Source organism: Streptomyces tanashiensis (assembly GCF_014648895.1).
Lineage (GTDB): Bacteria > Actinomycetota > Actinomycetes > Streptomycetales > Streptomycetaceae > Streptomyces > Streptomyces tanashiensis.
Genome location: NZ_BMRZ01000024.1, coordinates 73,045 through 96,142 on the forward strand (window position 1 = coordinate 73,045; position 23,098 = coordinate 96,142).

20 protein-coding genes, 1 tRNA gene and 1 pseudogene are annotated in these 23,098 nt (G+C 73.7%); 13 read left to right on the plus strand and 9 right to left on the minus strand.

Annotated features, from left to right (window positions below; all coding sequences use genetic code 11):
• Positions 1-70: 70 nt before the first annotated feature.
• From IE237_RS38215 to IE237_RS38230, 4 genes are all read left to right on the plus strand, one after another.
• Positions 71-144: transfer RNA gene (locus IE237_RS38215), tRNA-Thr, on the plus strand.
• Between the two features lie 163 nt (positions 145-307).
• Positions 308-1,627 carry a hypothetical protein gene (locus IE237_RS38220; RefSeq protein ID WP_189806808.1) on the plus strand — a complete coding sequence of 440 codons (1,320 nt, stop codon included), beginning with the start codon at positions 308-310 and terminating at the stop codon, positions 1,625-1,627.
• Between the two features lie 91 nt (positions 1,628-1,718).
• Complete coding sequence (locus IE237_RS41460; protein ID WP_189806809.1) at positions 1,719-3,152, plus strand: PA14 domain-containing protein; 1,434 nt, start codon at positions 1,719-1,721, stop codon at positions 3,150-3,152.
• Between the two features lie 96 nt (positions 3,153-3,248).
• Complete coding sequence (locus tag IE237_RS38230) at positions 3,249-5,342, plus strand: restriction endonuclease (protein WP_189806810.1); 2,094 nt, start codon at positions 3,249-3,251, stop codon at positions 5,340-5,342.
• Positions 5,343-5,404: 62 nt separating this feature from the next.
• Here the strand turns inward: IE237_RS38230 and IE237_RS38235 are convergent, their stop codons facing one another.
• Entirely contained in the window at positions 5,405-6,793 is a 1,389-nt protein-coding gene (locus IE237_RS38235; RefSeq protein WP_189806811.1) for an NAD(P)/FAD-dependent oxidoreductase, read from the minus strand.
• A 133-nt stretch (positions 6,794-6,926) separates the two neighbouring features.
• Here IE237_RS38235 and IE237_RS38240 point away from each other — a divergent pair, with 133 nt between their 5' ends.
• Genes IE237_RS38240 through IE237_RS38250 form a run of 3 tightly spaced genes read left to right on the plus strand, consistent with a single transcriptional unit; the run spans position 6,927 to position 8,655 of the window.
• A complete protein-coding gene (locus IE237_RS38240) occupies positions 6,927-7,814 on the plus strand; it encodes an aminoglycoside phosphotransferase family protein (protein WP_189806812.1) in 888 nt (295 codons plus the stop codon).
• Positions 7,815-7,833: 19 nt separating this feature from the next.
• On the plus strand, positions 7,834-8,313 hold the full coding sequence (locus IE237_RS38245; protein WP_189806813.1) for a GNAT family N-acetyltransferase: 480 nt from the start codon (positions 7,834-7,836) through the stop codon (positions 8,311-8,313).
• 9 nt (positions 8,314-8,322) lie between these two features.
• Entirely contained in the window at positions 8,323-8,655 is a 333-nt protein-coding gene (locus IE237_RS38250) for a hypothetical protein (protein WP_189806814.1), read from the plus strand.
• A 21-nt stretch (positions 8,656-8,676) separates the two neighbouring features.
• On the opposite strand, the gene IE237_RS38255 is transcribed toward IE237_RS38250, so the two are convergent.
• Together IE237_RS38255 and IE237_RS38260 are read right to left on the minus strand one after the other, a co-directional pair.
• A complete protein-coding gene (locus IE237_RS38255) occupies positions 8,677-9,675 on the minus strand; it encodes a zinc-binding dehydrogenase (RefSeq protein WP_189806815.1) in 999 nt (332 codons plus the stop codon).
• Positions 9,676-9,778: 103 nt separating this feature from the next.
• A complete protein-coding gene (locus IE237_RS38260; RefSeq protein ID WP_189806816.1) occupies positions 9,779-10,966 on the minus strand; it encodes an FAD-dependent oxidoreductase in 1,188 nt (395 codons plus the stop codon).
• A gap of 99 nt (positions 10,967-11,065) precedes the next feature.
• Between IE237_RS38260 and IE237_RS38265 the strand changes: the two genes are divergently transcribed.
• A complete protein-coding gene (locus IE237_RS38265) occupies positions 11,066-11,752 on the plus strand; it encodes a pentapeptide repeat-containing protein (protein WP_189806817.1) in 687 nt (228 codons plus the stop codon).
• A 37-nt stretch (positions 11,753-11,789) separates the two neighbouring features.
• Here IE237_RS38265 and IE237_RS38270 read toward each other — a convergent pair whose 3' ends face one another.
• Genes IE237_RS38270 through IE237_RS38280 form a run of 3 tightly spaced genes read right to left on the minus strand, consistent with a single transcriptional unit; the run spans position 11,790 to position 14,489 of the window.
• Positions 11,790-12,290 (minus strand): hypothetical protein, encoded by a 501-nt coding sequence (locus IE237_RS38270; RefSeq protein WP_189806818.1) that lies wholly within the window; start codon positions 12,288-12,290, stop codon positions 11,790-11,792.
• A 13-nt stretch (positions 12,291-12,303) separates the two neighbouring features.
• A complete protein-coding gene (locus IE237_RS38275) occupies positions 12,304-12,966 on the minus strand; it encodes a response regulator (protein WP_229843991.1) in 663 nt (220 codons plus the stop codon).
• A complete protein-coding gene (locus tag IE237_RS38280) occupies positions 12,963-14,489 on the minus strand; it encodes a sensor histidine kinase (RefSeq protein ID WP_189806819.1) in 1,527 nt (508 codons plus the stop codon). The genes IE237_RS38275 and IE237_RS38280 overlap by 4 nt, the downstream gene beginning before the upstream one ends.
• Positions 14,490-14,621: 132 nt before the next feature.
• Between IE237_RS38280 and IE237_RS38285 the strand changes: the two genes are divergently transcribed.
• The 4 genes from IE237_RS38285 to IE237_RS38300 all read left to right on the plus strand — a co-directional run bounded on the left by IE237_RS38285 (position 14,622) and on the right by IE237_RS38300 (position 19,450).
• Positions 14,622-15,539: an ATP-binding cassette domain-containing protein gene (locus IE237_RS38285; RefSeq protein WP_189806820.1), complete on the plus strand. Its 918-nt coding sequence runs from the start codon at positions 14,622-14,624 to the stop codon at positions 15,537-15,539.
• Positions 15,539-16,216, plus strand: coding sequence for an ABC transporter permease (locus IE237_RS38290; protein WP_189806821.1), 678 nt, complete (start codon positions 15,539-15,541; stop codon positions 16,214-16,216). Before IE237_RS38285 ends, IE237_RS38290 begins: the two co-directional genes overlap by 1 nt.
• Positions 16,217-16,349: 133 nt before the next feature.
• A complete protein-coding gene (locus tag IE237_RS38295; RefSeq protein WP_189806822.1) occupies positions 16,350-18,596 on the plus strand; it encodes a glycoside hydrolase domain-containing protein in 2,247 nt (748 codons plus the stop codon).
• Between the two features lie 68 nt (positions 18,597-18,664).
• Positions 18,665-19,450, plus strand: a complete 786-nt coding sequence (locus IE237_RS38300) for a hypothetical protein (RefSeq protein WP_189806823.1) — start codon at positions 18,665-18,667, stop codon at positions 19,448-19,450.
• Positions 19,451-19,512: 62 nt separating this feature from the next.
• Here the strand turns inward: IE237_RS38300 and IE237_RS38305 are convergent, their stop codons facing one another.
• The 3 genes from IE237_RS38305 to IE237_RS38315 form a co-directional block, all read right to left on the minus strand.
• On the minus strand, positions 19,513-20,718 hold the full coding sequence (locus IE237_RS38305) for an FAD-dependent monooxygenase (RefSeq protein ID WP_189806824.1): 1,206 nt from the start codon (positions 20,716-20,718) through the stop codon (positions 19,513-19,515).
• Positions 20,719-20,893: 175 nt separating this feature from the next.
• Positions 20,894-21,514, minus strand: a complete 621-nt coding sequence (locus tag IE237_RS38310; RefSeq protein ID WP_015035223.1) for a response regulator — start codon at positions 21,512-21,514, stop codon at positions 20,894-20,896.
• Positions 21,514-22,680, minus strand: coding sequence for a sensor histidine kinase (locus IE237_RS38315; protein WP_189806825.1), 1,167 nt, complete (start codon positions 22,678-22,680; stop codon positions 21,514-21,516). Before IE237_RS38315 ends, IE237_RS38310 begins: the two co-directional genes overlap by 1 nt.
• Before the next feature lie 234 nt (positions 22,681-22,914).
• Between IE237_RS38315 and IE237_RS38320 the strand changes: the two are divergent.
• A pseudogene (locus IE237_RS38320) lies at positions 22,915-23,098 on the plus strand (heme-binding protein); the annotation flags it as partial.

Genomic DNA, 23,098 nt, shown 5'->3' on the forward strand with positions numbered 1-23,098 from the left:
CTGTCAGCACTCACGGGCCAGTGAGATTTCCGACCGTCGCCGGGGCCGCGTTGGTTACACTGCACTCGCTGCCTCCTTAGCTCAGCTGGCCAGAGCACCGCTCTTGTAAAGCGGGGGTCGTCGGTTCGAACCCGACAGGGGGCTCCGGACGAAGGGCCGGCGCAGGGGCGTGATTCCCCGGCGTCGGTCCTTTCGCATGGGCCTGCAACCTTCTGCGGCGTCACGGGGTCGAACGGGTGCACGGGAAGCGGGTCGGCGCTTCCGTCAGCACCAGGTGCCTCCGCATCCGGGGGCCGAGGAGGATTTCGTGGCACGTATGCGTACGGCAGTGGTGGCGGCGGCGTTGATCGCCGCGCTGGCGCCGGTGACGCTCGGGGGATCGGCGGCCTTCGCCGCGCCCGCGACGCCGGCCGCCGGCACCGCGGTGGCGGAGGTCGGGACGGTCGTCCAGAACGGCGGTCCGGTGGCCGTTCCGGCGGGTGAGGAAGGGGCGGTGACGCTTCGGTTCACGGCCTCGCTGCCGGCGGGGGTGCGGGGTCCGGTGACCGGGGCCCTCCACCTGTCCACCAAGCTCTTCGAGATCGCGGGGAACTCGCCGGTGAGCGAGAACGTGGTCCGCTCCACCTGCTCGGTCAACGGCGTCGCGTACGGCGCGTGCCGGTGGAACATGCCCTTCATGCACGACACGCAGGACGCGGATCCGCCGTCTCTCGACCTTCCGACGGTGACCGCCGCAGGTACCCTCGCCTACACCGTCACCCTGGACGCCGACCGGACCGCGGACGCCCTGGTCGACAAGGAGGCCCGGGTCGAGCTGAAGGACAGCACGGGCGCGGTGGTGGCTCGGGGAACGGTCGGCCTCGACTTCGTCCCCGGGACGCCTCCACCGGGGCAGCGCGGCACCGTGCACGCGCGGGACAAGTCCGGCGTGCTGTGGCGGTACGAGGGCACGGGCGACGTCACCAGGCCGTTCGCCGCGCGCAAGCGCGTCGGCGGCGGCTGGAACGCGTACACCGCCGTCACCCCGGTGGACAGCCCGACCGCCGCGGGGTACGGCGACCTCGTGGCCCGCGACCGGGACGGGGTGCTCTGGTACTACACGGGCACCGGCAAGCCCGACGCCCCGTTCGCACCGCGGCGGCGGGTCGGCGGCGGCTGGAACGTCTACACCTCCCTCGTCGGCAACAGCCACTACGGTCTGGTCGCCCGGGACAGGGACGGCGTGCTGTGGTCGTACGACCACGTCTTCGGACAGCGGAAGCGGGTCGGCGGCGGCTGGAACACCTACACGGCGCTGACCATGCCGGGCAACTGGGGCGGGATCCTGGGCCGCGACAAGGACGGCGTGCTGTGGAAGTACGACCTCCAGGGCTGCGCCCCCTGTGCGCCCTTCGAGCCGAGGCAGCGCGTCGGCGGCGGCTGGAACGTCTACACCGCCCTCGCCGGTACGACGGAGCTCGGACGTGACGAGAATCCCGACCTGGTCGCCCGCGACGCCGCCGGGAAGCTCTGGCTCCACCAGGGCGTGCGCAAGTCCTCGCCCTACCACTCCTGGGGCACCACCGTTCCCGGCTCGACCCGCACCCTCGTCGGCGGCGGCTGGAACACCTACAACCTGATCTTCTGAGCCCTTCCGGGGAGAAGGGGAGGGGCGGGGCAACCTTCGGGGTGGGGTGGGAGTCTTCGTGCTGAGTTTCCGTACCGTGTGAAGGGTCCCCGTGTCCTCGAAGAGCCTCGTCGCCGCCCTCGGTGGTGGCGTCATGTCCGCCGCCCTCCTCGGTGGTCTGGTGGTCGTCGCCCCGCCGGCGGCCGCCGCCAGTGTCGTCTGCCCGGCCAACGTCCCCCTGCGGACGTTCTACAAGAACACCTCGTTCTCCGGGACGCCCGTGAAGACCGACTGCGACACCACGGTCGCCGAGAGCTGGCCGGGCAGTCCGGCCGCCGGCGTGCACACGAACAACTTCGGTGTCCGCTGGTGGGTGTCCCGCGACTTCGGTTCCGGCGGGCCCTTCACCTTCACCGTGTCCGCCACCGACGGCGCCCGTGTCTACCTGGACGGCGTCCGGAAGATCGACCTGTGGGCGAACACCGGCGACACCGCGCGCTCCCGGAGCGTCAACCTCACCGTCCCCGCCGGCCGGCACACCGTCCGCGTCGACCACGCCAACTGGAGCGGCGCCGCCAAGGTCTCCTTCAGCTACACGCCCCGGACCTCGGCCACGTACGACAAGGTGAAGCCGCTCGCCCCCACCGGCGTGACGACCGCCTACAACACCACCTCCCGCAGGACGACCGTCTCCTGGGCGGGCAACAAGGAGATGGACCTCGCCGGTTACTCCCTCCACCGCCGGGCCGTCGGCTCCGGCACCTGGACGACCGTCACCGCCTCCACCACCGGGCGCAGCTTCACCGACCCCCTGGTGAACCCCGACGACCGCACGCCCTACTACTACGAGGTGCGCGCCAAGGACAGGGCGGGCAACACCTCGGCCGGCAGCGCCGACGCCCTCGTGCGTCCGCTGCCCGTCGTCACCTCCCTGACCGGCACCTTCGACAAGGCGACCCGCAGGGTCACCCTGAAGTGGCCCCTCAACACCGAGCCGCACTTCGACCACTACACGGTCCTGAGCAACGACCGGGTCGACGGCTCCTACGTCTGGGTCCCGCTCGGCACCACCAAGGGCAGCACCTGGACCACCGCCCCCCTCGCCGCCGACGGCGAGACCCGGCACTACCGCGTCCTCGTCACCAACGACGGCGGCACCACCACGTACAGCCCGAACTGGCTCGACGCCACGGCGCCCCACGAGCTGTGGCTCGCCGTCCCCGACGGCATCGCCCCCGCCTCCGCCCCGGATCTGACCGTGGGGTCCTGCACGGGCGGTGTCCTGGCGACCGCCACCGACTGGACCCCCGCCCCGATCCGTGACTTCAGCGGTTTCGAGATCGCCCGCCGGGCGGAGGGGACGACCACGTGGTCGGTCGTCCTGAACAAGGCGTTCGACCCGCGCCTCGACCCGGCCAAGGTCTCCGTCTGCGCCCCGCAGGCCGCCGACGGGGTCGCCTACGAGTACCGGGCCCGCACCTACGACGACGCCGGGAACTACTCGCCGGCCGGCGCGAGTCATGTGGTGACGCTGCCGCGCGGCTGATCCGCCGTTCGCGTGCCCCGGCCCGCCGCGGTCCCTGACACTTGGGTGTCACGGGGGTGTACCGGTGGCGTGGGTCGTGTGTGGGAGGGGTGTCTGATGAGTCGGCGTTCCGGTGGGCTGATCGGGGTGTGGGCCGAGCAGCAGCGGGTGGCGCAGAGGCAGCGGGAGGGCCAGCACCAGGCGGTGCTGCGGCAGCAGCGGGACGCCGAGCGGACGCAGCGGGCGTACGAGCGGGACGTCGCCCGCATGCAGCGGGAGCAGCGCGCCGCCTACCGGCAGCAGCGGGACGCCGACGCCCTGCGGCGGACGCAGGAGCTCGATCAGCGGGTGGCCCTCCTGGAGTCGCTGCTCGCGGAGGGCTGCCGGGCGCCCGCCTTCGGCGTGGAGTCGCTGCGGCGGGAGGAGGACGTGGAGCCCTTCGCGCCCGGGCCGTTGGGGGAGCCCGTCGCCATGCCGGACCAGCGGTTCTACCGGCCGCAGGAGGCCTGGACCGCGTCCGGGCGCGCCCAGGCCGAGCGGGACGCGCGGGCCAGGTTCGAGCACGACTGGTACGCGGCGCAGGCCGCCGAGGCGCGGCGGGTGGAGCAACTGGCGGCGTACCGCAGCGCGTACGACGCCTGGGCGGCGGCCCGCCGTGCCGAGATACGCGCCCACAACAGCGGGGTCGACGGGACGGTCGCGGCCCTGCGGGGCGGGGAGGCCGACACGGTCGTCGAGTACTTCACCGCGGTGCTCTTCGCGTCGACGGCCTGGCCCGAGGGGTTCCCCCGGGAGGTGTCGGCCGCCTACGACCGGTCCGGGCGCCGGTTCGTCCTCGACTGGGACCTGCCCGGGTACGAGGTCGTTCCCGAGGCCAAGGGCGTCAAGTACCTGCCGAGCACCGACCAGGAGAAAGAGGTCCCGCGGCCGGTGACGCAGCGGCGGGCGCTGTACCGGGACGTGCTGGCGCAGAGCGTGCTGCTCGCGGTGCGGGAGCTGTTCGCGGCGGACCGGTTCGGGTCGCTCGACGGGGTGGCGCTGAACGGGTACGTCGGCGGGGTCGATCCCGCCACCGGGCTGGCCTCGCGCGTGTGCGTCGCGTCGGTCGTGGTGGAGCGGCCGGTGTTCGACCGGCTGAATCTGGAGCTCGTGGGGGCCGTCGAGTGCCTGACCGGTGCCCTGGCCGGGCGGCTCTCGGCCAGACCGGAGGAACGGGTGCCGGTGGCAGCGCTGGTGACGCCCGATCAGGTGGGTTCCGATGTCGTGGTGCAGGGGGACGGGGAGGAGCCCGATCTGCTCGCCATGGATCCGATCGCCTTCGAGGGGCTCGTGGCCGAGCTGTTCCGGGCGCGGGGGCTCCAGGCCGTCACGACGCAGCGGTCGGGTGACGGCGGGGTCGACGTCCAGGCGCTGGATCCCGATCCGATCAGCGGCGGGTCGATCGTGGTGCAGGTCAAGCGGTACCGGAACACGGTGCCGCCGAGCGCGGTACGGGATCTGTTCGGGACCGTGCAGGACAAGGGGGCCAACAAGGGCGTGCTCGTCACCACCTCGAAGTTCGGGCCCGGTTCGTACACCTTCGCCAACGGCAAGCCGCTGACGCTGATATCGGGGACCGAGCTGGTGGATCTGCTGCACCAGCACGGTCTGCGGGGCCGGCTGGGCGGGACCGCGCCGGAGGCGGTGCCCGCGCCGGCCCCGGCCTCCGCTCCCGCCGAGGCCGCCGAGGACTTCAACCTGCTCGGGATGGTGTGGTCGGGGTCCGCCGCCCTGGACGTGTGCGCGCTGGTCTGTGCCGGGAACAGGGTCCTCGGCGACGAGTGGTTCGTCTTCTTCAACAACCCGGCGACGCCCGACGGTTCGGTGGCCATGGTGGCGGCCGCGCCCGGCGACCGTGCGGCCGTGCGGGTCGGCTTCGACGCGCTGCCCGCGCGGGCGGACCGGCTGGTCCTGGTGGCGGCCGTGGACCCGGAGGTGAACCCCGAGGCCGACCTGGGCGGGTTCACGGAGGCCGGGATCCGGCTGCGGGACGACTCGGGTGTCGAGCTCGACCGTCTGGAGGTGTCCGACGGGCGGCCGGGGGAGACGGCGCTCGTCCTCGGCTCGTTCCGGCGCAGGGCCGGCGGCGACTGGGACTTCGTCCTCGGCGGGAAGGGGTACCGGGGCGGTCTGGAGGAGCTCGTGGGGGACTTCGGCATCGAGGTGGAGTAGGTCCCTCCCGACGGATGCCCGTGCGTCCGGGTGGGGGCCGCGTGCCCCCACCCGGACGTCGTTCAGCGGCCGCTCAGGCGGTTCGCCAGGACCGCCACGCGGTCCGTCGCAGCCGAGTGGGCGGTGGCCTCGCGCCGGTCGGCGCCCCGGAACGCGGCGTACATGGTCTGGACGCCGAGCCAGCGCAGCGGCTCCGGCTCCCACTTGCGGACCTTGTGGTTCACCCAGGGGAGGGCGGTCAGGTCCGTGGGGCCCGACTGGCCGGAGTCCTGCTGGATCAGGTCGCGCAGGGTGCGGGCGGCGAGGTTGGCGGTGGCGACGCCGGAGCCGACGTAGCCGCCGGCCCAGCCGAGGCCGGTGGAACGGTCGAGGGTGACGGTGGCGCACCAGTCGCGCGGGACGCCGAGGACGCCGGACCAGGCGTGGTCGATCCCGACCCCGGCGAGCTGCGGGAAGAAGCGGACCAGGATCTCGCGGAGCGCCTCGACGGTCTGCGGCTGGGTGCGGCCGTCGTTGTCGGTCTTCGAGCCGAAGCGGTACGGGACGCCCCGGCCGCCGAGCGCGATGCGGCCGTCGGCGGTGCGCTGGGCGTACATGTAGGCGTGGGCCATGTCGCCGAGGGTCTCGCGGCCGTCCCAGCCGATGGACTCCCACTGGGCGTCGGTGAGGGGCTCGGTGGCGATCATGGAGGAGTTCATGGGGAGCCAGGTGCGGCGCTGCCCCGCGAGGGAGGCCGTGAAGCCCTCGGTGCAGCGCAGCACGTACGGGGCGCGGACCGTGCCGTACGGGGTGATCGCGTGCTTCGGCCTGATCTCGGTGACGGGCGTCGACTCGTGGATCGTGACGCCGAGGGCCTCCACGGCGTCGGCGAGGCCCTTGACCAGTTTGACGGGGTGCAGGCGGGCGCCGTGCGGGGTCCAGGAGGAGCCGACGGCTCCGGCGACGCGGATGCGGTCGGCGGTCTCGCGGGCGCCGTACAGCTCGCGGTCGCTCTCGCCGAAGGCGAGCTCGGCGGCGTGGAAGGCCTTGAGGCGGGCGAGCTGGGCGGGGGAGAGCGCGACCTCCAGGACGCCGCCGCGGTGCTGGTCGGCGTCGATCTTCTCGGTCTCGCAGACGTCGAGGACCTCGGTGACGGTGGCGTTCATGGCCTGCTGGAGGCGGACGGCGGCCTCCTGGCCGTGGAGCCGGGCGTAGCGGTCGCGGCCGGCGATGCCGTTGTAGAGCCAGCCGCCGTTGCGCCCGGAGGCGCCGTACCCGCAGAACTTGGCTTCGAGGACGGTGATGTTGAGGAAGGGGACGGCCTTCTTGAGGTAGTAGGCGGTCCACAGGCCGGTGTATCCGGCGCCGACGATGCAGACGTCGGCGGTGGTGTCGCCGGGGAGCGGTTCGCGGGGCGCGGGGGCGCCCTCCTGCGCGTACCAGAACGATATGCCGCCGTTGACCGTGCTCATGTGTACCCCTGGATTCCGGATGCGTGGGCGGGACGTTACCGGTGGCCTCCGCTTCCTGGATACAGGTCCTTCGGCGGACCCGCGCGCCGGATTCTCGAAGGCGCCGCGCGACGCGGATGTCTAGGGTCGTGGGGTGATTCACGTACCGGAGGAACTGGTCCAGTCGCAGACGAAGTACAACGGTGAGGCGGGGCGGGCGTTCGTCGCCGGGCTGCCGGAGCGGGTCGAGGAGTTCCTCGGCCGGTGGGGGCTGAGGGTCACCGGGCCCTCGATGTACGGGATGGCCTCGCTGGTGCTGCCGGTCCGGCGGGACGCGGACGGCACGCGCGCGGCCCTGAAGATGCAGCTCCTGGACGAGGAGACGGAGGGGGAGCCGGTCGGTCTGCGCGTCTGGGACGGGGCCGGCGCGGTGCGGCTCCTCGACCACGACGGCGCGACCGGGACGATGCTCCTGGAGCGGCTCGACGAGGCCCGGCCGCTGTCGACGGTCGAGGACACCGACGAGGCGCTCGGGATCGTCGCGGACCTGCTCGCCCGGCTGGTCGCCGTCCCCGCCCCGGAGGGGCTGCGGACGCTCGGGGACATCGCGGCCGGGATGCTCGCCGACGTCCCGGAGGCCGTGGCGCGGCTCGGCGCCGACGACGCGGCGGTGCTGCGGGACTGCGCGGCGGCCGTACGGGAGGTGGCCGGGGAGCCGGGGGACCGGCTGCTCTACTGGGACCTGCACTTCGGGAACGTCCTGGCGGGCGCGCGGGAGCCCTGGCTGGCGATCGACCCCAAGCCGCTCGCCGGGGACCCCGGCTTCGACCTGCTCCCGGCCCTGATGGACCGCTTCGATCCGGAGCGGTTTCTGTGGCGGTTCGACCTCCTCGCGGAGGTCGTCGGCGACCGGCGGCGCGCGACCGCGTGGACGCTGGGCCGGGTCCTGCAGAACGGTCTGTGGGACGTCGAGGACGGTGAGCCGGGCCTCGACCCCGAGCAGGTCGCCGCCGCACGAATTCTGCTGGCCAGAAGGGCCTGACCCGGGGCAGGCTGGCCCCATGATCCGTACAGCCACTCCTGCCGACGTCCCCGTCATCCACGCGCTGATCCGTGACCTCGCCGCGTACGAGAAGGCCCTCGACGAGGTCCGCGCGACGCCCGAGCAGCTCCACGAGGCCCTGTTCGGCGAGCGTCCCGCCGCTTTCGCGCACATCGCCGAGACGGAGTCGGGCGAGGCGGTGGGCTTTGCGCTCTGGTTCCTCAACTTCTCGACCTGGCGCGGTGTTCACGGCATCTACCTGGAGGACCTGTACGTCCGCCCGGAGGCCCGGGGCGGCGGCCACGGCAAGGCCCTGCTGCGCGAACTGGCCCGGATCTGCGTCGAGCGCGGCTACGAGCGCCTGGAGTGGTCGGTTCTCGACTGGAACAAGCCCTCGATCGACTTCTACGAGTCCCTGGGCGCCCGCCCGCAGGACGAGTGGACGGTCTACCGGCTGACGGACGGGGCCCTGGCGGAGCTCGGCGGGGCGACGGTGTAGGAAAGAGGCATGGATGACATCGAGCAGCGGTTCCAGCGGATCACCGGCTTCATCGAGGCGCGGCTGACGCCGCTCTTCGACCCCGCGAACGGGAGCGACCACGGGTTCGGCATGGACGACACGTCGCGGGCGCTGCGGGCCCTGCGCTACACCGTGCAGGCCGCTTCGGCGGTGAACGGGCTCGTGGAGAAGCGGGAGACGGCGCCGGAGCTGCGCCAGGTCGTCGACCAGGCGCTGGAGCACAACTGGGACGTGCTGCGTTCCATCGCCCGGATGTGGGAGGACCACCCCGAGTTCGTGAAGGAGTTCAAGGCGCACTCCTGGGACGTCCTCGGGGTGTGACCCTCAGGAGCCTCCGGGTCCTCAGGGGATGAGGACCACCTTGCCCGTCGTGCCCCGGTTCTCCAGGGCGCGGTGGGCCTCCGCCGCCTCCGCGAGCGGGAAGCGGTGGACCGCGGGGCGGAGGGTGCCGGTGGCCGCGGCGTCGAGGGCGGCGAGTTCGAGCGTACGGATGTCGCCGCCCGCCTTCTGGATCATGACGGGGCCGAGGACGGACTCCGAGGTGATGCCGCGCTCGGCGAGTTCCGCCGGGGTGAAGGTGAGCGGTTCGCCGTCGTGGAGTCCTGCGCCGGACCAGCCGAAGACCAGGTGCTGGCCGCCCTTGCCGAGCAGGTCGACGGCGGCGCGGCCGGTGTCGCCGCCGACCGAGTCGAAGACGACGGTGGCGGTGCGGTCGCCGAGGAACGCGCGGACCTTCTCCGGCCAGTCGGGACGCCTGTAGTCGACGGCCAGGTCGGCGCCGTTCGCCTCGACGAGGGCGACCTTCGCGGGGCCGCCGGCGAGGCCGATGACGGTGGCGCCGGCGTTCTTCGCGTACTGGACGAGCAGGGTGCCGATGCCGCCGGCGGCGGCCGGGACGATCGCGACCGAGTCGGGGCCGAGCTCGGTGAAGCCCAGGATGCCCAGGGCCGTGCGGCCGGTGCCGATCATGGCGACGGCCTCCGCCTCGCCGAGGTGCTCGGGCAGGGCGTGCAGGCGCGTGGCGTCGGTGACGGCGAGTTCGGCGTAGCCGCCGGGGTTCATGCCGAGGTGTGCGACGACCCGCCGGCCGAGCCAGGACGGGTCGGTGCCCTCGCCGAGGGCGTCGACGGTGCCGGCGACCTCGCGGCCGGGGATCGTGGGGAGTGCGGCGGGCGCCGGGAAGGGGCCCGTGGCGCCCTCGCGGAGGGCCGTGTCGAGGAGGTGCACGCCGGCCGCCGCGACGCGGACGCGGACCTGGCCGGGGCCCGGCACGGGGTCGGGCGTCTCCTCGTGGGTGAGGTTCTCGGCGGGGCCGAAGGCGTGGAGGCGGATGGCGTGCATGACGTTTCCCCTGTCGTCGTACGGATGAACCGGAGCGGGCGCGCAGCCCTGCGGTCCGGTGCGCACCCGCTCCGGACCGGACCGGCGCGTACAGCCTCCGACCTCAAGCGCGCTTGAGGTCAAGCCCGTGCTGGTGGTGGCGGCCCACGAGGTCCGCGCGCAGGGCCAGCGACACCGCCTCGACGGCGCTCGTGAACGACACCTCCGACAGCACGCCCGGCGCCGCGACCTGGTCGCCCACCAGGTACACCCCGTCGCCCCGGTCGACGGCCGGCCGGTCGCGCCAGGTGGTGCCCGGGCGGTCCACCGCGCCCGTACGGCCCTGGGAGACGGCCTCCCGCCGCCACACCGTCCGCTCGCGCCAGCCCGGGAAACCGAGGTCGAGCAGCCGCTCGGCGTGGGCGACGCCCTCCGCCTTCGACGCGTCGGGGCCGATGGGCAGCTGCGCCTGGATCAGCTGCTGCCCGGCCGGGGCCAGCGAGGGGTCCTGCGCCGTGAACCGCTCGACCCAGCCGGGCGCGTCCAGGTCGGAGACCACGAACGGGTCGCCCTTCCGGGTGCGCAGCGCCAGGTCGAGCAGGACCGTACGGCCGCTCTCCCAGGCCAGCGACGGGTCGCCGAGGAGCCGGGCGGCGGCGGGCAGCGCGGTCGCGACGATCACCGGCCCGCCGTCGAGCGGCAGGTCGTCGACGCGGGACGAGGTCTCGATCCGCACGCCCAGCTCCCACGCGCGCGCGGCCATCCGGTCGATGAGCTGTCCCCAGCCGCCCCGGACGAAGTGCGCCTCGGGCGGCAGGGAGGCGGCCCGGTGCAGCCGCTCCTGGACGAAGCGGGCCGAGAGCGAGCCGGGGTCGTGGTGGAAGAGCGCCACCCCGCTGTACGCGGCGGCCACGCGCGCGGTGCGCTCGCCCGCGAGACCGGTGGCCCAGGTGCGGAAGTCGACGTCGACGGGGGCCTGCTCGGCGGTCCGGAGGGCCTGGCGCAGCAGGCCCAGCGGCGGAACGCGGTGCAGGGCGCCGGCGCGGTGGAAGCGGAACCGGGCCGCCTCGGCGGCCGGCAGCGGGGCGAGCGGGCCGAGGAGGCCGCGCTGCTTGAGCCAGGTCCAGTGGGGGCCGCCGCTGTAGAGGGCGTGCGGGCCCTCGTTGGTGAGGTACGGGCCCTCGGCCGTGCGCGCCCGCCCGCCGAGCGTCCGGTGCGCCTCGTGGACGGTCACCCTGGTGCCGGCCTCGGCGGCCGTGATGGCGGCGGTCAGTCCGGCGAAGCCGCCGCCGATGATCGTGAGCTTCCGCATGTGTCCGTCTCCCTCGTATCGCTTCTCCTGGGGGACGGAGGGCGGGGCCGCGGATGTGACATCGGGGGCACTGTCAGTGGCGTACATCACGATGGGGGCATGGCGACGCGTGCGGATCGGGATCCGAATCGGAAGAAGAAGGTGGCGGGGGCGCGGCGGCCGGAGGTCCGGCTGCCTCCGCTGGAGGCGTACGGGGACGGGCTCGAACCGGACGGGGACTACGACGGCCTCGAACTGGCCGGGCTCGACCTGACGGGCCAGTCGGGCGAGGGGGCCCGGTTCCTGGACTGCGCCCTGCGGGAGTGCGGGCTCGACGGGGCGCGCCTGACGGGAGCGCGGTTCCTCGACTCGGTGCTGACGGGGGTACGGGGGGTGGGCACGGAGCTGGCCGGGGCCCAGCTGCGGGACGTGGAGGTCGTGGAGGCGCGGCTCGGCGGGGCGCAGCTGCACGGGGCGGTCCTGGAGAGGGTCGTCGTCCGGGGCGGCAAGATCGACTACCTGAACCTGCGGGCGGCGAAGCTGCGGGACGTCGTCTTCGAGGGGTGCGTGCTGAGCGAGCCGGACTTCGGGGGCGCGGTCCTGGAGCGGGTCGAGTTCGTGGACTGCGTGCTCACGGGCGTGGATTTCACGGGGGCGCGGCTCACGGACGTGGACCTGCGCGGGGTGCAGCGCCTGGAGATCGCGCGCGGTGTGGAGTCCCTGGCGGGCGCCGTGATCTCCCCGCCCCAGCTCCTGGACCTGGCGCCGATGCTGGCGGCGCGGCTGGGGGTGCGGGTGGAGGAGTGAGGGACGCGCGCCCGCGAGGGCGGGGCGCGGCCCGGTGCTACGGCACGCGGGGGAAGCGGGACTGGAGGGTCCAGATCGCCGGGTTGTCGGCGAGGCCGTCGTGCATGTCCGTGAGGTCGGCGATCAGGTCGTGCAGGAAGTCGCGTGCCTCGCGCCGCAGTTCGGCGTGGTTGAAGGTGACCGGCGGCTCGTCGCCGGGCATCCAGTCGGCCTCGACGTCCACCCATCCGAAGCGGCGCTCGAAGAGCATCCGGTCCGTGGACTCGGTGAAGTCGAGCTCCGCGTACTGCGGCTGCGCGGCGCGGCTGCCGCGCGGGTCCTGGTCGAGCTGCTCGACGATGTCGCACAGCGCCCACGCGAAGTCGAGCACCGGCACCCATCCCCAGGCTGTGGACACCTCGCGGTCCGCCTCGGTGTCCGCGAGGTAGACGTCCCCGCAGAACAGGTCGTGGCGCAGCGCGTGGACGTCCGCGCGCCGGTAGTCGGTCTGCGGAGGGTCGGGGAAGCGACGCGAGAGGGAGTAGCCGATGTCGAGCACGGCACCGATGGTGTCACGGCACGAGACCCGCGTCGTACGCGAGGATCACCAGCTGCACCCGGTCGCGCGCGTCCAGCTTGGAGAAGAGCCGCGCCACGTGCGCCTTCGCGGTGGCCGCGCTGATGTGGAGCCGTTCCGCGATCTCGCCGTTCGACAGGCCCCGGCCGACGAGGGTGAGGACCTCCCGCTCGCGCCCGGTGACCCCGTCCAGGCCGCGCGGGACGCCCCGTACCGCCCGGGGCTCGGGCCGCGCCGCGAACTCCTCGATCAGCCGGCGGGTCACGCCCGGCGCGATCAGGGCGTCGCCGGCCGCGACCACCCGGATCGCGGACAGGATGTCGTCGAGGGCCATGTCCTTGACGAGGAAGCCGCTCGCGCCGGAGCGGAGCGCGCCGTACACGTACTCGTCGTCGTCGAAGGTGGTGAGGACGAGGACCCTGGGCGCGCCGGGGCCGGCGGTGACGATCCGGGTGGCCTCGATGCCGTCCATGCCGGGCATCCGGACGTCCATCACCACCACGTCGGGCCCGAGTTCCCGGGCCATCGCGACCGCCTCCGTGCCGGTGCCGGCCTCCCCGGCGACCTCGATGTCGGGGGTGTCGGCCATGAGGACGCGCAGCCCGGCCCGGACCAGCGGCTGATCGTCGACGAGGAGGACGCGGATCCGGGGGGTCACGGGGCGGGGGGTCCTTCCGGACGCGGGCTTGGACCTGGGCTCGGGCTCGGGCTTGGACTTGGACTTGGACCTGGGCTCGGGCTTGGGCTTGGGCTTGGGCTCGGACTTGGGCTTGGGGTCGGGCTCGGACCCGGACCCGGACCCGGACGCGAACTCGGGCTCGGACCCGGACCCGGGGTCGTACGTGGGCTCGGGCCCGGATGCGGGCGGTCGGCGGGCAGCGGCAGCAGCGCGGTCACGTGGAAGCCGCCGCCGGGGCGGGGGCCCGCGGAAAGGCTGCCGCCCAGGAGCGCGGCGCGCTCGCGCATCCCGACGAGGCCGTAGCCGCCCCCGTGGTCCGCGCCGGGCGCGCCGCGGCCGTCGTCGGCGATCTCGACGAGCAGGGTGTCGGTGCGCCGCTCCACCGTCACCCGGCAGGTGGAGGTGGCCGCGTGGCGGACGACGTTGGTGAGGGACTCCTGCACGATCCGGTACGCGGCGAGGTCGACCTCCGGCGGGAGGGAGACGTCGGGGTTGCCGAGGTGCCGCAGTTCGACCCGTACCCCCGCGTCCGCCGTGGACGCGGCGAGCCGTTCCAGGTCGGCGAGGCCGGGCGCCGGGTCGCGCGGCGCGGGACGGCCGTCGGCGTCGGCGCCCCGCAGTGCGCCCAGGGTGCGGCGCAGACCCGCGAGGGTCTCCCGGCTGGTGGTCTCGATGGTGGCGAGCGCCTGGCGGGCCTCGGCGGGCTGGGTCTCGATGACCCGGCGGCCGACGCCCGCCTGGATGGCGATGACGCCGATGCTGTGGGCGACGACGTCGTGCAGCTCGCGGGCGATCCGGAGCCGTTCGGCGGCGACCGCCTCGGCGGCCGTCGCGGCGCGCAGCTGCGCCGTGTGGTCGCGCCGGATCCGTACGGAACGGCCGAGGAGCCCGGCGGTGAGCAGGGCGAGCGCGAGGGCCACGACGGTGCTGACGAAGACGTCCTGCCCGGAGGTGGTGTAGGTCGCGGCCGCGATCTGCACGGCGAGCACGCCGAGCGCGGTGGGCAGCAGGACGCGGAACGGGCGCAGGGCGGCGATCCGGCCCACGACGGCGTCGGCGGCGAGCAGCGGGAGGGCGAGGAGCGCGGCGTCCGGCCGGGTGGTCGCCACGGCGAACAGCCCTGCGAGCAGCGGTACGAGCGCCGCGAGCGGGTTGCGGCGCACCAGGGGCAGGGTCAGGCCCACGGCGACGGCGCTGAGGAAGAGCCGCAGTTCGGTGGAGTGGTAGGGGCCGGTCCGCACGGCGGTGATCAGCAGGAAGGGGTGAGCGACGGCCGCGCCCCAGGTGAGGGCCGCCGCGACCCGTCCGGGCGCGAGGGTCGTGTCCAGGGAGCCGGCCGCGCCTGCGGCGAGGGCCGCGCCTCGGGAGACGATCGCGCCCTTGGCGAGGGCCGCGCCCCTGGCGAGGGTCGCTCGCACTCGTCCGGGCGCGAAGGCCGCGCCCCGCGCGAGGGGCGGCGGCACCCGCCCGCTGGACGGGCGGTCGGTCGGGGTGGCGGGCATGGCCCCGATCGTAGGCGCGGGCGTACACCGGGACATCGGCCCGCGGGCGTACGCCCCCGGGCCACCCCCGCGCACGGGTTGTGGTCGCCGGGCCGATGTGCCGGGGGCGTGGGTCCCGGCACCGTGGGCCGCATGATCGAAGTCCACGAACTGACCAAGCGCTACGGCCGTCCCGGCGCCGGGCGCCTCGCCGTCGACCGCCTCGGTTTCGGTGTGGGGCCCGGCCGGGTGACGGGGTTCCTCGGGCCCAACGGGGCCGGGAAGTCGACGACGCTGCGGCTGATCCTGGGGCTGAACGAGCCGACGTCCGGGACCGCCACCGTCGGCGGGCGGCGCTTCCGGGAGCTGCCGCGCGGGCTGCGGGACGTCGGGGCGCTCCTCGACGCGCACGACGTGCACGGCGGGCGGACCGCCGAGGCCCATCTCGCGGCGCTGGCCCGCACCAACGGCATCCCGCGCCGCCGGGCCGCCGAGGTCCTGGAGGAGGTCGGCCTCGCGGAGGCCGCCCGCCGGAGGATCGGCGGCTACTCGCTCGGAATGAAGCAGCGCCTCGGGATCGCCGCCGCGCTGCTCGGCGACCCGCCGGTGCTGCTCTTCGACGAGCCGGTGAACGGACTCGACCCGGAGGGCGTGCGGTGGGCGCGGGGCCTGTTCCGGCGGCTCGCCGCCGAGGGCCGCACGGTGTTCGTCTCCAGCCATCTGATGAGCGAGATGGAGCACACCGCCGACGACCTCGTCGTCATCGGCCGCGGCCGGCTCATCGCGGCCGAGAGCGCGGCGGACTTCGCCGCGCGCGGCACCCGCCGGAGCGTGACGGTGCGGACGGCCGACCCGGCCGCCGCCCCGGGCCTCGCCGACGCCCTGGCGGCCGGGGGCGCGACCGTACGGCGGGGGGAGGCGGGGACCCTCACCGTGACCGGCACGGACGCGGACCGGGTCGGCGTCCTCGCCTTCCGGCACGGTGTCCCGCTCGCCGAACTGACCGCGCGCGCCTCCTCCCTCGAAGAGGCGTTCATGGAGCTCACCGCCGACAGTGTGGAGTACCGCTGATGCCCGCCCGCTTCCGTGACCTGCTCGCCGCCGAGTGGATGAAGCTGTGGTCGCTCCGGTCCACGCCCTGGGCGTTCGCCGTCGGCGCGGTCGCCGCCCTCGGCGTCAACCTCAACGCGACCCTCGCCGACCACCGCAACTACCCGGACTACCCGTACGGCATCAAGGAACTCTTCGTGCCGATCTGGGCGATGCGCGACGCGTTCACGCTCGGCGGGGCGATGGTGTTCACGCTCGCCACCGGCTCCATCGGGGCGCTGGTCGCCGGGGTCTCGTTCGCCGCCACGCAGGCCGTGCTCGACGACCGGGGCGTCGGCATGGCGATCGGCGACGCGGGCGTGCTGCGGGCCGTCGCCGCGTCGGCGCTCCTCGCGCCGGTCTGCGCGCTCGCCGGCTTCGGTCTCGGGGCGCTGCTGCGGCACACGGCGACGACGATCGTCTCCCTCACCGGGGTGCTGCTCCTGCTGCCGGCGCTGATGGACGAACGCGACCGCTGGGGAGCGACGTTCCTGCACGCGCTGCCGCAGGGCGCGTGGAAGCGGCTGACGGAGGTGGGGGTGTCGCCGGTCCCGGTGGACCATCCGTGGACCGCGGGCGGGGCGTGGACGGTGTACGCGGCCTGGGCGGCGGTCGCGGTGACGGTGGCCTTCGTGGCCGTCGGACGCCGCGACGTGTGAGACCCGAAGGCCGCGGCGGCGCTCAAGAACGACCCGGGACGTCCCGGGACGGCCGGGACACGGGCTGGGCGGGGCCCGGACCTTACGTTCGAAAGGTCCCCCGTGCTTTCCGCACCCTGGAGCAAGGAGTCCGATGGCCGACGAAATGGTGCTGCGCGCCCAGCGATTCATCAACCTCACCTACATGGACGGCGCGACGCTCGGCATCCCCAAGCTGGAGGAGAACGGCCGCACGGGGTGGGTGGTCATGTACGCCCTCACGCGTGCCCTGCAGTACGAGTTGGGCATCACCGCGCTCTCCAACAGCTTCGGCCCGACCACCCTCTCCACGATCCAGACGACGTACGGGGAGATAGACGACACCCGGCTCCCGTCGCCGAACTTCGCCAAGATCATCCAGTCCGCCCTGTACTGCAAGGGGTACGACGGCGGCGACATCGACGGGACGTACAACTCCCGCGTCCACAACGCGGTGCTGAAGCTCAAGGACGACATGGGGCTGGGCGAGACCTACCCCAACAGTTCCCTCCAGCCGAAGGTGATCAAGGGCCTGTTCAACATGGACGCCTACGTCACCGTCAACTACGGCCTGGACAAGATCCGCGCCATCCAGCGCTGGCTGAACAGCCGTTACATCCACCGCAAGGACTTCTACGTCATCCCCTGCGACGGCCACCACTCCCGTGACGTCGCCAAGTCGATGCTCTTCGCCATCCAGTACGAGCTGGGCATGGCCGACGGCGTCGCCAACGGGGCCTTCGGGCCCGGCACCCAGGCGGGCCTGAAGTCCCGCACCCTGTCCGTCGGCTCCTCCGGTGTGTGGGTGCAGCTGTTCACCGCGGCCATGGTGCTCAACGGGCGGATGGCGCCCTTCACCGATGTGTTCGACACCGGTTTCGAGGCGACGGTCCGCTCGTTCCAGAACTTCTCCCAGGTCCCCCAGACCGGTGCGGGAGACTTCCCGACCTGGGCGTCGCTGCTCGTCTCGTACGGCGACCAGACCCGCGCGGGCGCCGCCTGCGACGGCGTCACGAAGATCACGCCCGCCCGCGCCGCGGCGCTGAAGGCCGCCGGCTACGAGGTCATCGGCCGCTACCTGTACAACGCGTCCACCACCTCCCTGCCGGAGAAGGAGATCCAGCCGGGCGAGCTGGAGACCATCAAGGCCGCCGGGCTGCGCTGCTTCCCGATCTACCAGACCTGGGCGCGCTCGGTCGACTACTACAGCCCCGCGCAGGGCGTCACGGACTGCCGGACGGCCGTGCACAAGGCGCAGCAGCACGGCTTCAAGGCGCGGTCGCGCATCTACTTCGCCGTCGACTACGACGCCATGGACGACGAGGTCACCAGCTACATCCTCCCGTACTTCCAGAGCCTCCGGCGGGAGATGGACCGCCTGGGCGACCCGTACGACATCGGGGTCTACGGCCCGCGCAACGTGTGCTCCCGGGTCTCGGGGAAGGGCTACTCGGACGCCAGCTTCGTGTCGGACATGTCGTCCGGGTTCTCCGGCAACCTCGGCTATCCGCTGCCCGTCGACTGGGCCTTCGACCAGATCGTCACCAAGACGATCGGCTCGGGCGACGGCCGGATCGAGATCGACAACAACCTCGCCTCGCGGCGTGACCGGGGCCAGAGCGACTTCCACCCGACCAGCGCGGAGAGGCTGGACGTCGCCTTCGACCCCGCCCACCTCGCGCTCATGGGCATGGAGGTCGAGAACTACATGGCGGAGATCGGGAAGCCCGGTGGTACGGGACGCGTCTACACCGTGCGCGAGTGCTTCGACGAGATCATGCGGTACGACGACACGATCACCGCGGCGGCCCGCACCTTCCGCATGCGCAAGGCCCTCATCCAGACCTCGGCCTTCTGGGAGCGCTGCCACTACAGCATCAAGGACCAGGTGGAGGACGCCGGCGTCATCCAGTACCACACCGGCATCGTCCCGGACTGGGCCAAGGACCTGCCCGTCGTCGAGAAGTTCGTCGACAGCAGCACCGGCATCGCCAAGATCTCGGGACGCACCGGCATCCTCTCCCGCAACTGGGCGATCCTCGCGGGGATGCTCCAGGGCGACCTGCTCGGCCACCTCCGTGACGAGGACCGGTTCGGGATGTGGCTGAGGCTCAACGGCGACCCCGTCTTCAACCTGACCACCGTCGCGTACCTGCACATGTGGGGGGCCGCCGGAAAGGCCGGTGACGTGGCCGAGCCCGCGATGCGTCTCCCCGCGCTCGACTACACCTTGGACGAGACCCGCACGGTCCTGCGCCGGTACCAGGGCACCCCCGACAGCGTGGCGGTGGAGCACGCGCAGCTGCGGATGCCGCTCTACGCCATCTTCGAGCGCTACAACGCCCTGATCCGCAACCGCTGACGGTCCCTTCCCCGAGCGTCCCACCCACCCCTGCCACCGCACGACACCACGGAAGAAGGGCCGATCCGTTGAACCCCACCGACCTGACCCGCAGGCGCGCCCTCGTCACCGCGGCCGGTGCCACCGCCGCCGCGAGCCTCGCCTCCACCGGGCTCCTCGCCACACCGGCCGCCGCCGCGCCCCGGCCTCCGGTGCCCCCGCCCGCCGGGAGCGACGCGCTGTTCGAGAACGACGAGCTGAAGGCGGCGATCCGCCGCGCCGAGGCCCGGCACCGCCGGTTCGCCACCGGGCGGCCGTCCGCCAACGGCTGGGAGATGCAGAAGGCCGTCGACGTCGAGGGCGACATCATCACCCGGCCCGTGGTCGGCACGGGCCTGACCGTCGCCGTCCGCGCCGGAGACCCCGCGACGCTCCTCATCCACGTGATCCGCCGGTTCCACTACGAGGTCGAGGCCCTCGGCCGCGCCGGGGAGCCGGACCAGCTCGAAGGCTGGGTGCCGCCCGCGGCCGTCAGGGACGGCCGGCTCCCCGAGTCGAACCAGGCCTCCGGCACGGCCGTCGTCATCCGTCCGGGCTCCTACCCGCGGGGTGTACGGGGCGGGTTCACGGCCGGGCAGGTGCTGGTCGTCCGCGACATCCTCGCCGACACCGAGGGCCTCGTCCGCTGGGGCGGCGACGAACGCCGTCCGTACGAGGGTCTGTTCCACCTCGCCGCGCGGCCCGGCGACGCCCGGCTGGCACTGGTCGCGGGCCGGCTCCGGGCCTGGGAGGAGACCCCGGGCCAGGGCGCCGGCGTGATCCCCGACGTGACGGCCCCGACACGCCGGCGGCGCGCCGCCCGCTACGGCCGGTGACACGCGGGGATCGGTGATCCGGGACCGGTGACGGTCCACGGCCGTTCCCGGCCCGGGGGGGCTCAGCGGCGGCCGTGGACCGCCCGGGCCACCCGGGGGCCGAGCCAGCGCTTGAGGCGGCGCAGGGCCTCCAGCTGCTCGGCGGCCCGGTCGATCCGGTAGTACAGCTGCGGCGGGACGTGCGGGAGCAGCGGCGAGTGGCGCTGGCCGAGGAGCGCGAACATCTGGGCGGGCTCCAGGCTCATGTAGCGCGGCAGGTTCTCGTACCACTGGGCGCTGTAGCGGGCGGCGCTCTGCGCGGAGACGAGCTCGGCGCGGCGCCGCTTCCCGTACGCGGTGAGGGCGGCGTCCAGGTCGCCGGGGGCGCTCAGGGCGTCCGCGAGGGCGAGCGCGTCCTCCAGGGCCAGGGTGGTGCCCGCGCCGATCGAGTAGTGCGTGGTGTGGGCGGCGTCGCCGAGGAGGACGAGGTTGCCGCGGTGCCAGACCCGGTTGGTGAGGGTGCGGAAGGTCAGCCACTGGGCGGCGCCGTCGGCGCGCTCGCGGCCGATCAGCTCGTGCCCGTCGAGGAGGTCGTGGAACAGCTTCTCCAGGAGGTTCAGGCTGTCGGCCTCGCCGCGCGTGTCGAGGCCGAGGCCGGTCCAGGTCTCCGGGGAGCACTCGACGACACAGGTCGAGCGCTCGCCGCTGAACCCGTAGGCGTAGCACCAGATCCAGCCGTGCTCGGTCTCCTTGAAGGCGAAGCTGAAGGAGTCGAAGACCTTGGTGGTGCCGAGCCAGATGTACTGGTTGCGGCCGGCGGTGACCTCGCTGCCGAAGTGCTCGGAGTGGGCCTCGCGGAGCACGCTGTTGACGCCGTCGGCGGCGACGACGAGGTCCGCGCCGGCCAGTTCGGGGGCGTCCGGTCCGGGGATGTCGTGCTCGAACTCGACCCGTACGCCGAGCTCCTCGGCCCGGTCGGCGAGCAGCGCGAGCATCCGCCTCCGTCCGATGCCGAAGCCCGCGTCGCCGCGGTGGACGGTCCGCTCGTCGCGGACGATGGCGACGCCGTCGGTCCAGGTGACGGAGGCCTCGGCGACGGCGGCCGCGGACTCGGGGTCGCCCGCGCGCAGCTTGTCGAGGAGCCCGGCCCAGTAGGTGACGCCCCAGCCGTAGGTGGAGCCCTCGGGGTTCCGTTCGTACACGGCGATGTCGTGGGACGGGTCCTGCCGCTTCAGCAGGATCGAGAGGTAGAGGCCGGCGGGGCCGCCGCCGACGATCGCGAGCTTCACGTGCGCTCCCACTGAGACATGACACCGTGCGGTCGAGTGACGACGCACGGTAGCAGTGGGGGCGCTGTGGCGTGGGGGAACGGCACCCCGGACCAGCCCAACGGGCTACTGCGGGCTCAGGCGCCCCAGGGCAGTAGGCGCCCCAGGGCAGCGGGCGCCCCAGGGCAGCGGGCGGCTACGGCAGCAGGCGGCGTTCCTTCGCCACCGCGACCGCGCCCGCGCGGGTGTCGACGCCGAGCTTGGCGTAGATCCGGCCCAGGTGCGTCTTCACCGTCGCCTCGCTGATGAAGAGCGCCCGAGCGATCTCCCGGTTGCCCAGGCCCCGCCCCAGCTGCCCGAGGATGTCCCGCTCCCGGTCGGTGAGGCTCGGCCCCGCGGCGCCCCGCATGCGGTCCATGACCCGGCTGGCGACCGGCGGGGAGAGGGCCGTGCGGCCCTGGGCGGCGGAGTGGATCGCGGCGAACAGCTCCTCGGGCCGCTCGGCCTTCAGGAGGTAGCCGGTGGCGCCCGCCTCGATGGCCCGGGTGATGTCCGCGTCCGTGTCGTACGTGGTGAGGACCAGGACGTGGACCCCCGTGGGCGCGATCCGCCGGGTCGCCTCCACGCCGTCGATGCCCGCGCCGAGCTGGAGGTCCATGAGGACGACGTCCGGCTTCAGCTTCGCCGCCATCGCGACGGCCTCCTCTCCGCTGCCCGCCTCGCCGACCACCTCGATGTCGGGGGTGCTGCCCAGCAGCGCGAGCAGGCCGGCGCGGACGACGACGTGGTCGTCGCAGAGGAGGATCCGTACGGACATCAGGACTCCAGGGAGAGCGGGATCGCGGCGGAGAGCACCGTGCCCTCGCCCGGGGTGGACTCGACCGTCAGGGTGCCACCGAGCTGCTGGGCCCGCACCCGCATCGCGGGCAGGCCGTGGCCCCGCTCGGCCTGCTCGCGCGCGAGCGCCGGGTCGAAGCCGCGGCCGTCGTCGGCGATGTCGAGGACCACCTGGTCGTCGAGGTAGGTGAGGGTCAGGGCGGCGGAGTCGGCGCCGGCGTGCTCGCGGATGTTGGCGAGGGCGCCCTGCGCGATCCGCAGCAGCGCCGCCTGCACGCGGTCGGGCAGCGGCACCGCGATCCCGTCGACCCGGAAGGCCGCCGACTCGCGGGCGGCGAGGCCGCGCAGGGCCTCCTCCAGGCCGCCGCCTCCGGCGAGGTCGGCGGGGGCGAGGTCCTGCACGAAGCGGCGGGCCTCGGCGAGGTTGCGTTCGGCGATGGACTCGGCGGTGCGGACGTGACGGCGCGCGGTGACCGGGTCGCTGTCCCAGGTGCGGTCGGCCGCCTGGAGCAGCATCTGCTGGCTGGACAGGCCCTGGGCGAGGGTGTCGTGGATCTCCATGGACAGCCGCTGCCGCTCGGCGAGGGTGCCCTCGCGGCGCTCGATCGCGGCGAGTTCGCGCCGGGTGCGGATCAGGTCGTCGATGAGCGCCCGCTGGCGGGCGGCCTGCCGGTCGGAGTGGACGAAGACGCCGGTGGCGAGGGCGGCGACGGCCGGCGGGGCGACGATCAGGTTCGGGTCCCAGCCGCCGTGCGAGAGCTGGACCTGTGCGAAGACCACGAAGGCGGTGAGGAGGGTGACCAGGCCGAGGGCGGCGCGCGGCGGGAGGGTGCGCAAGCCCGTGTAGAAGAGCGGCACCGCGCACCAGGCGAAGCTGGGCGCGAGGACGACGAGGACGACCCAGACGGTGACGACCGTGCCGAGCCAGGCGATGCGGCGCGGGGTGGCGCGGGTGCCGAGGACCGGGCCCAGGAGGTAGAGGGAGGCGAGGGCGCCGGTGAGGGCGATGATCCAGGGGCTGCGGGCCTCCCAGTCGTGCCGCAGCAGGAAGCGGGCGAGGGAGGCGCCGAGCAGCAGGAAGAACGCGATGTGCATGACCCGCGCCAGCCAGCGGGCGTCCGGGTCGTGTTCCGTGGGCCGGGTCACCGTGCCGCCTCCCTGCCTTCCTGACCTGGGTGTACTCGTCCATGGTGGCCCGGAGGGACCAACCGGGCATCAACCGATCGGCTGACAGCCCCGTCGTCCGGTGTGCGCGCGGAGGGCAGCCGGACCGTGGACCGTCGGGCGCCGGTTCCGGCAGGAGGATCGATGCAGAGCGAAGGAACGAACCGCTCGCAGGCTTCTCCTCCTCCTTTCCTCCTCACCTCTACGGAGTCCCTCATGAAGAAGATCCTCCTCGGTGCCACCGCCGCCGCTGTCGTCGCCGCCGGTACCTTCGGCGTGGTCTCCGCGAACGCCGCCGCCCCGGCCGCCGCTCCCGCCGCCGTCATGGCCGACGCGGACAACGGCAACACGATGACGTCGACGCACCTGACGATCGAGGCCGCGACGAAGGCCGCGCAGG

What these genes read in the sequence shown, in the direction of transcription:
- IE237_RS38230 (WP_189806810.1), top strand. Translation starts at nt 3,249, where the DNA reads ATGAGTCGGCGTTCCGGTGGGCTGATCGGGGTGTGGGCCGAGCAGCAG.
- IE237_RS38235 (WP_189806811.1), bottom strand. Translation starts at nt 6,793, where the DNA reads ATGAGCACGGTCAACGGCGGCATATCGTTCTGGTACGCGCAGGAGGGC.
- IE237_RS38245 (WP_189806813.1), top strand. Translation starts at nt 7,834, where the DNA reads ATGATCCGTACAGCCACTCCTGCCGACGTCCCCGTCATCCACGCGCTG.
- IE237_RS38250 (WP_189806814.1), top strand. Translation starts at nt 8,323, where the DNA reads ATGGATGACATCGAGCAGCGGTTCCAGCGGATCACCGGCTTCATCGAG.
- IE237_RS38255 (WP_189806815.1), bottom strand. Translation starts at nt 9,675, where the DNA reads ATGCACGCCATCCGCCTCCACGCCTTCGGCCCCGCCGAGAACCTCACC.
- IE237_RS38260 (WP_189806816.1), bottom strand. Translation starts at nt 10,966, where the DNA reads ATGCGGAAGCTCACGATCATCGGCGGCGGCTTCGCCGGACTGACCGCC.
- IE237_RS38265 (WP_189806817.1), top strand. Translation starts at nt 11,066, where the DNA reads ATGGCGACGCGTGCGGATCGGGATCCGAATCGGAAGAAGAAGGTGGCG.
- IE237_RS38280 (WP_189806819.1), bottom strand. Translation starts at nt 14,489, where the DNA reads ATGCCCGCCACCCCGACCGACCGCCCGTCCAGCGGGCGGGTGCCGCCG.
- IE237_RS38285 (WP_189806820.1), top strand. Translation starts at nt 14,622, where the DNA reads ATGATCGAAGTCCACGAACTGACCAAGCGCTACGGCCGTCCCGGCGCC.
- IE237_RS38290 (WP_189806821.1), top strand. Translation starts at nt 15,539, where the DNA reads ATGCCCGCCCGCTTCCGTGACCTGCTCGCCGCCGAGTGGATGAAGCTG.
- IE237_RS38295 (WP_189806822.1), top strand. Translation starts at nt 16,350, where the DNA reads ATGGCCGACGAAATGGTGCTGCGCGCCCAGCGATTCATCAACCTCACC.
- IE237_RS38310 (WP_015035223.1), bottom strand. Translation starts at nt 21,514, where the DNA reads ATGTCCGTACGGATCCTCCTCTGCGACGACCACGTCGTCGTCCGCGCC.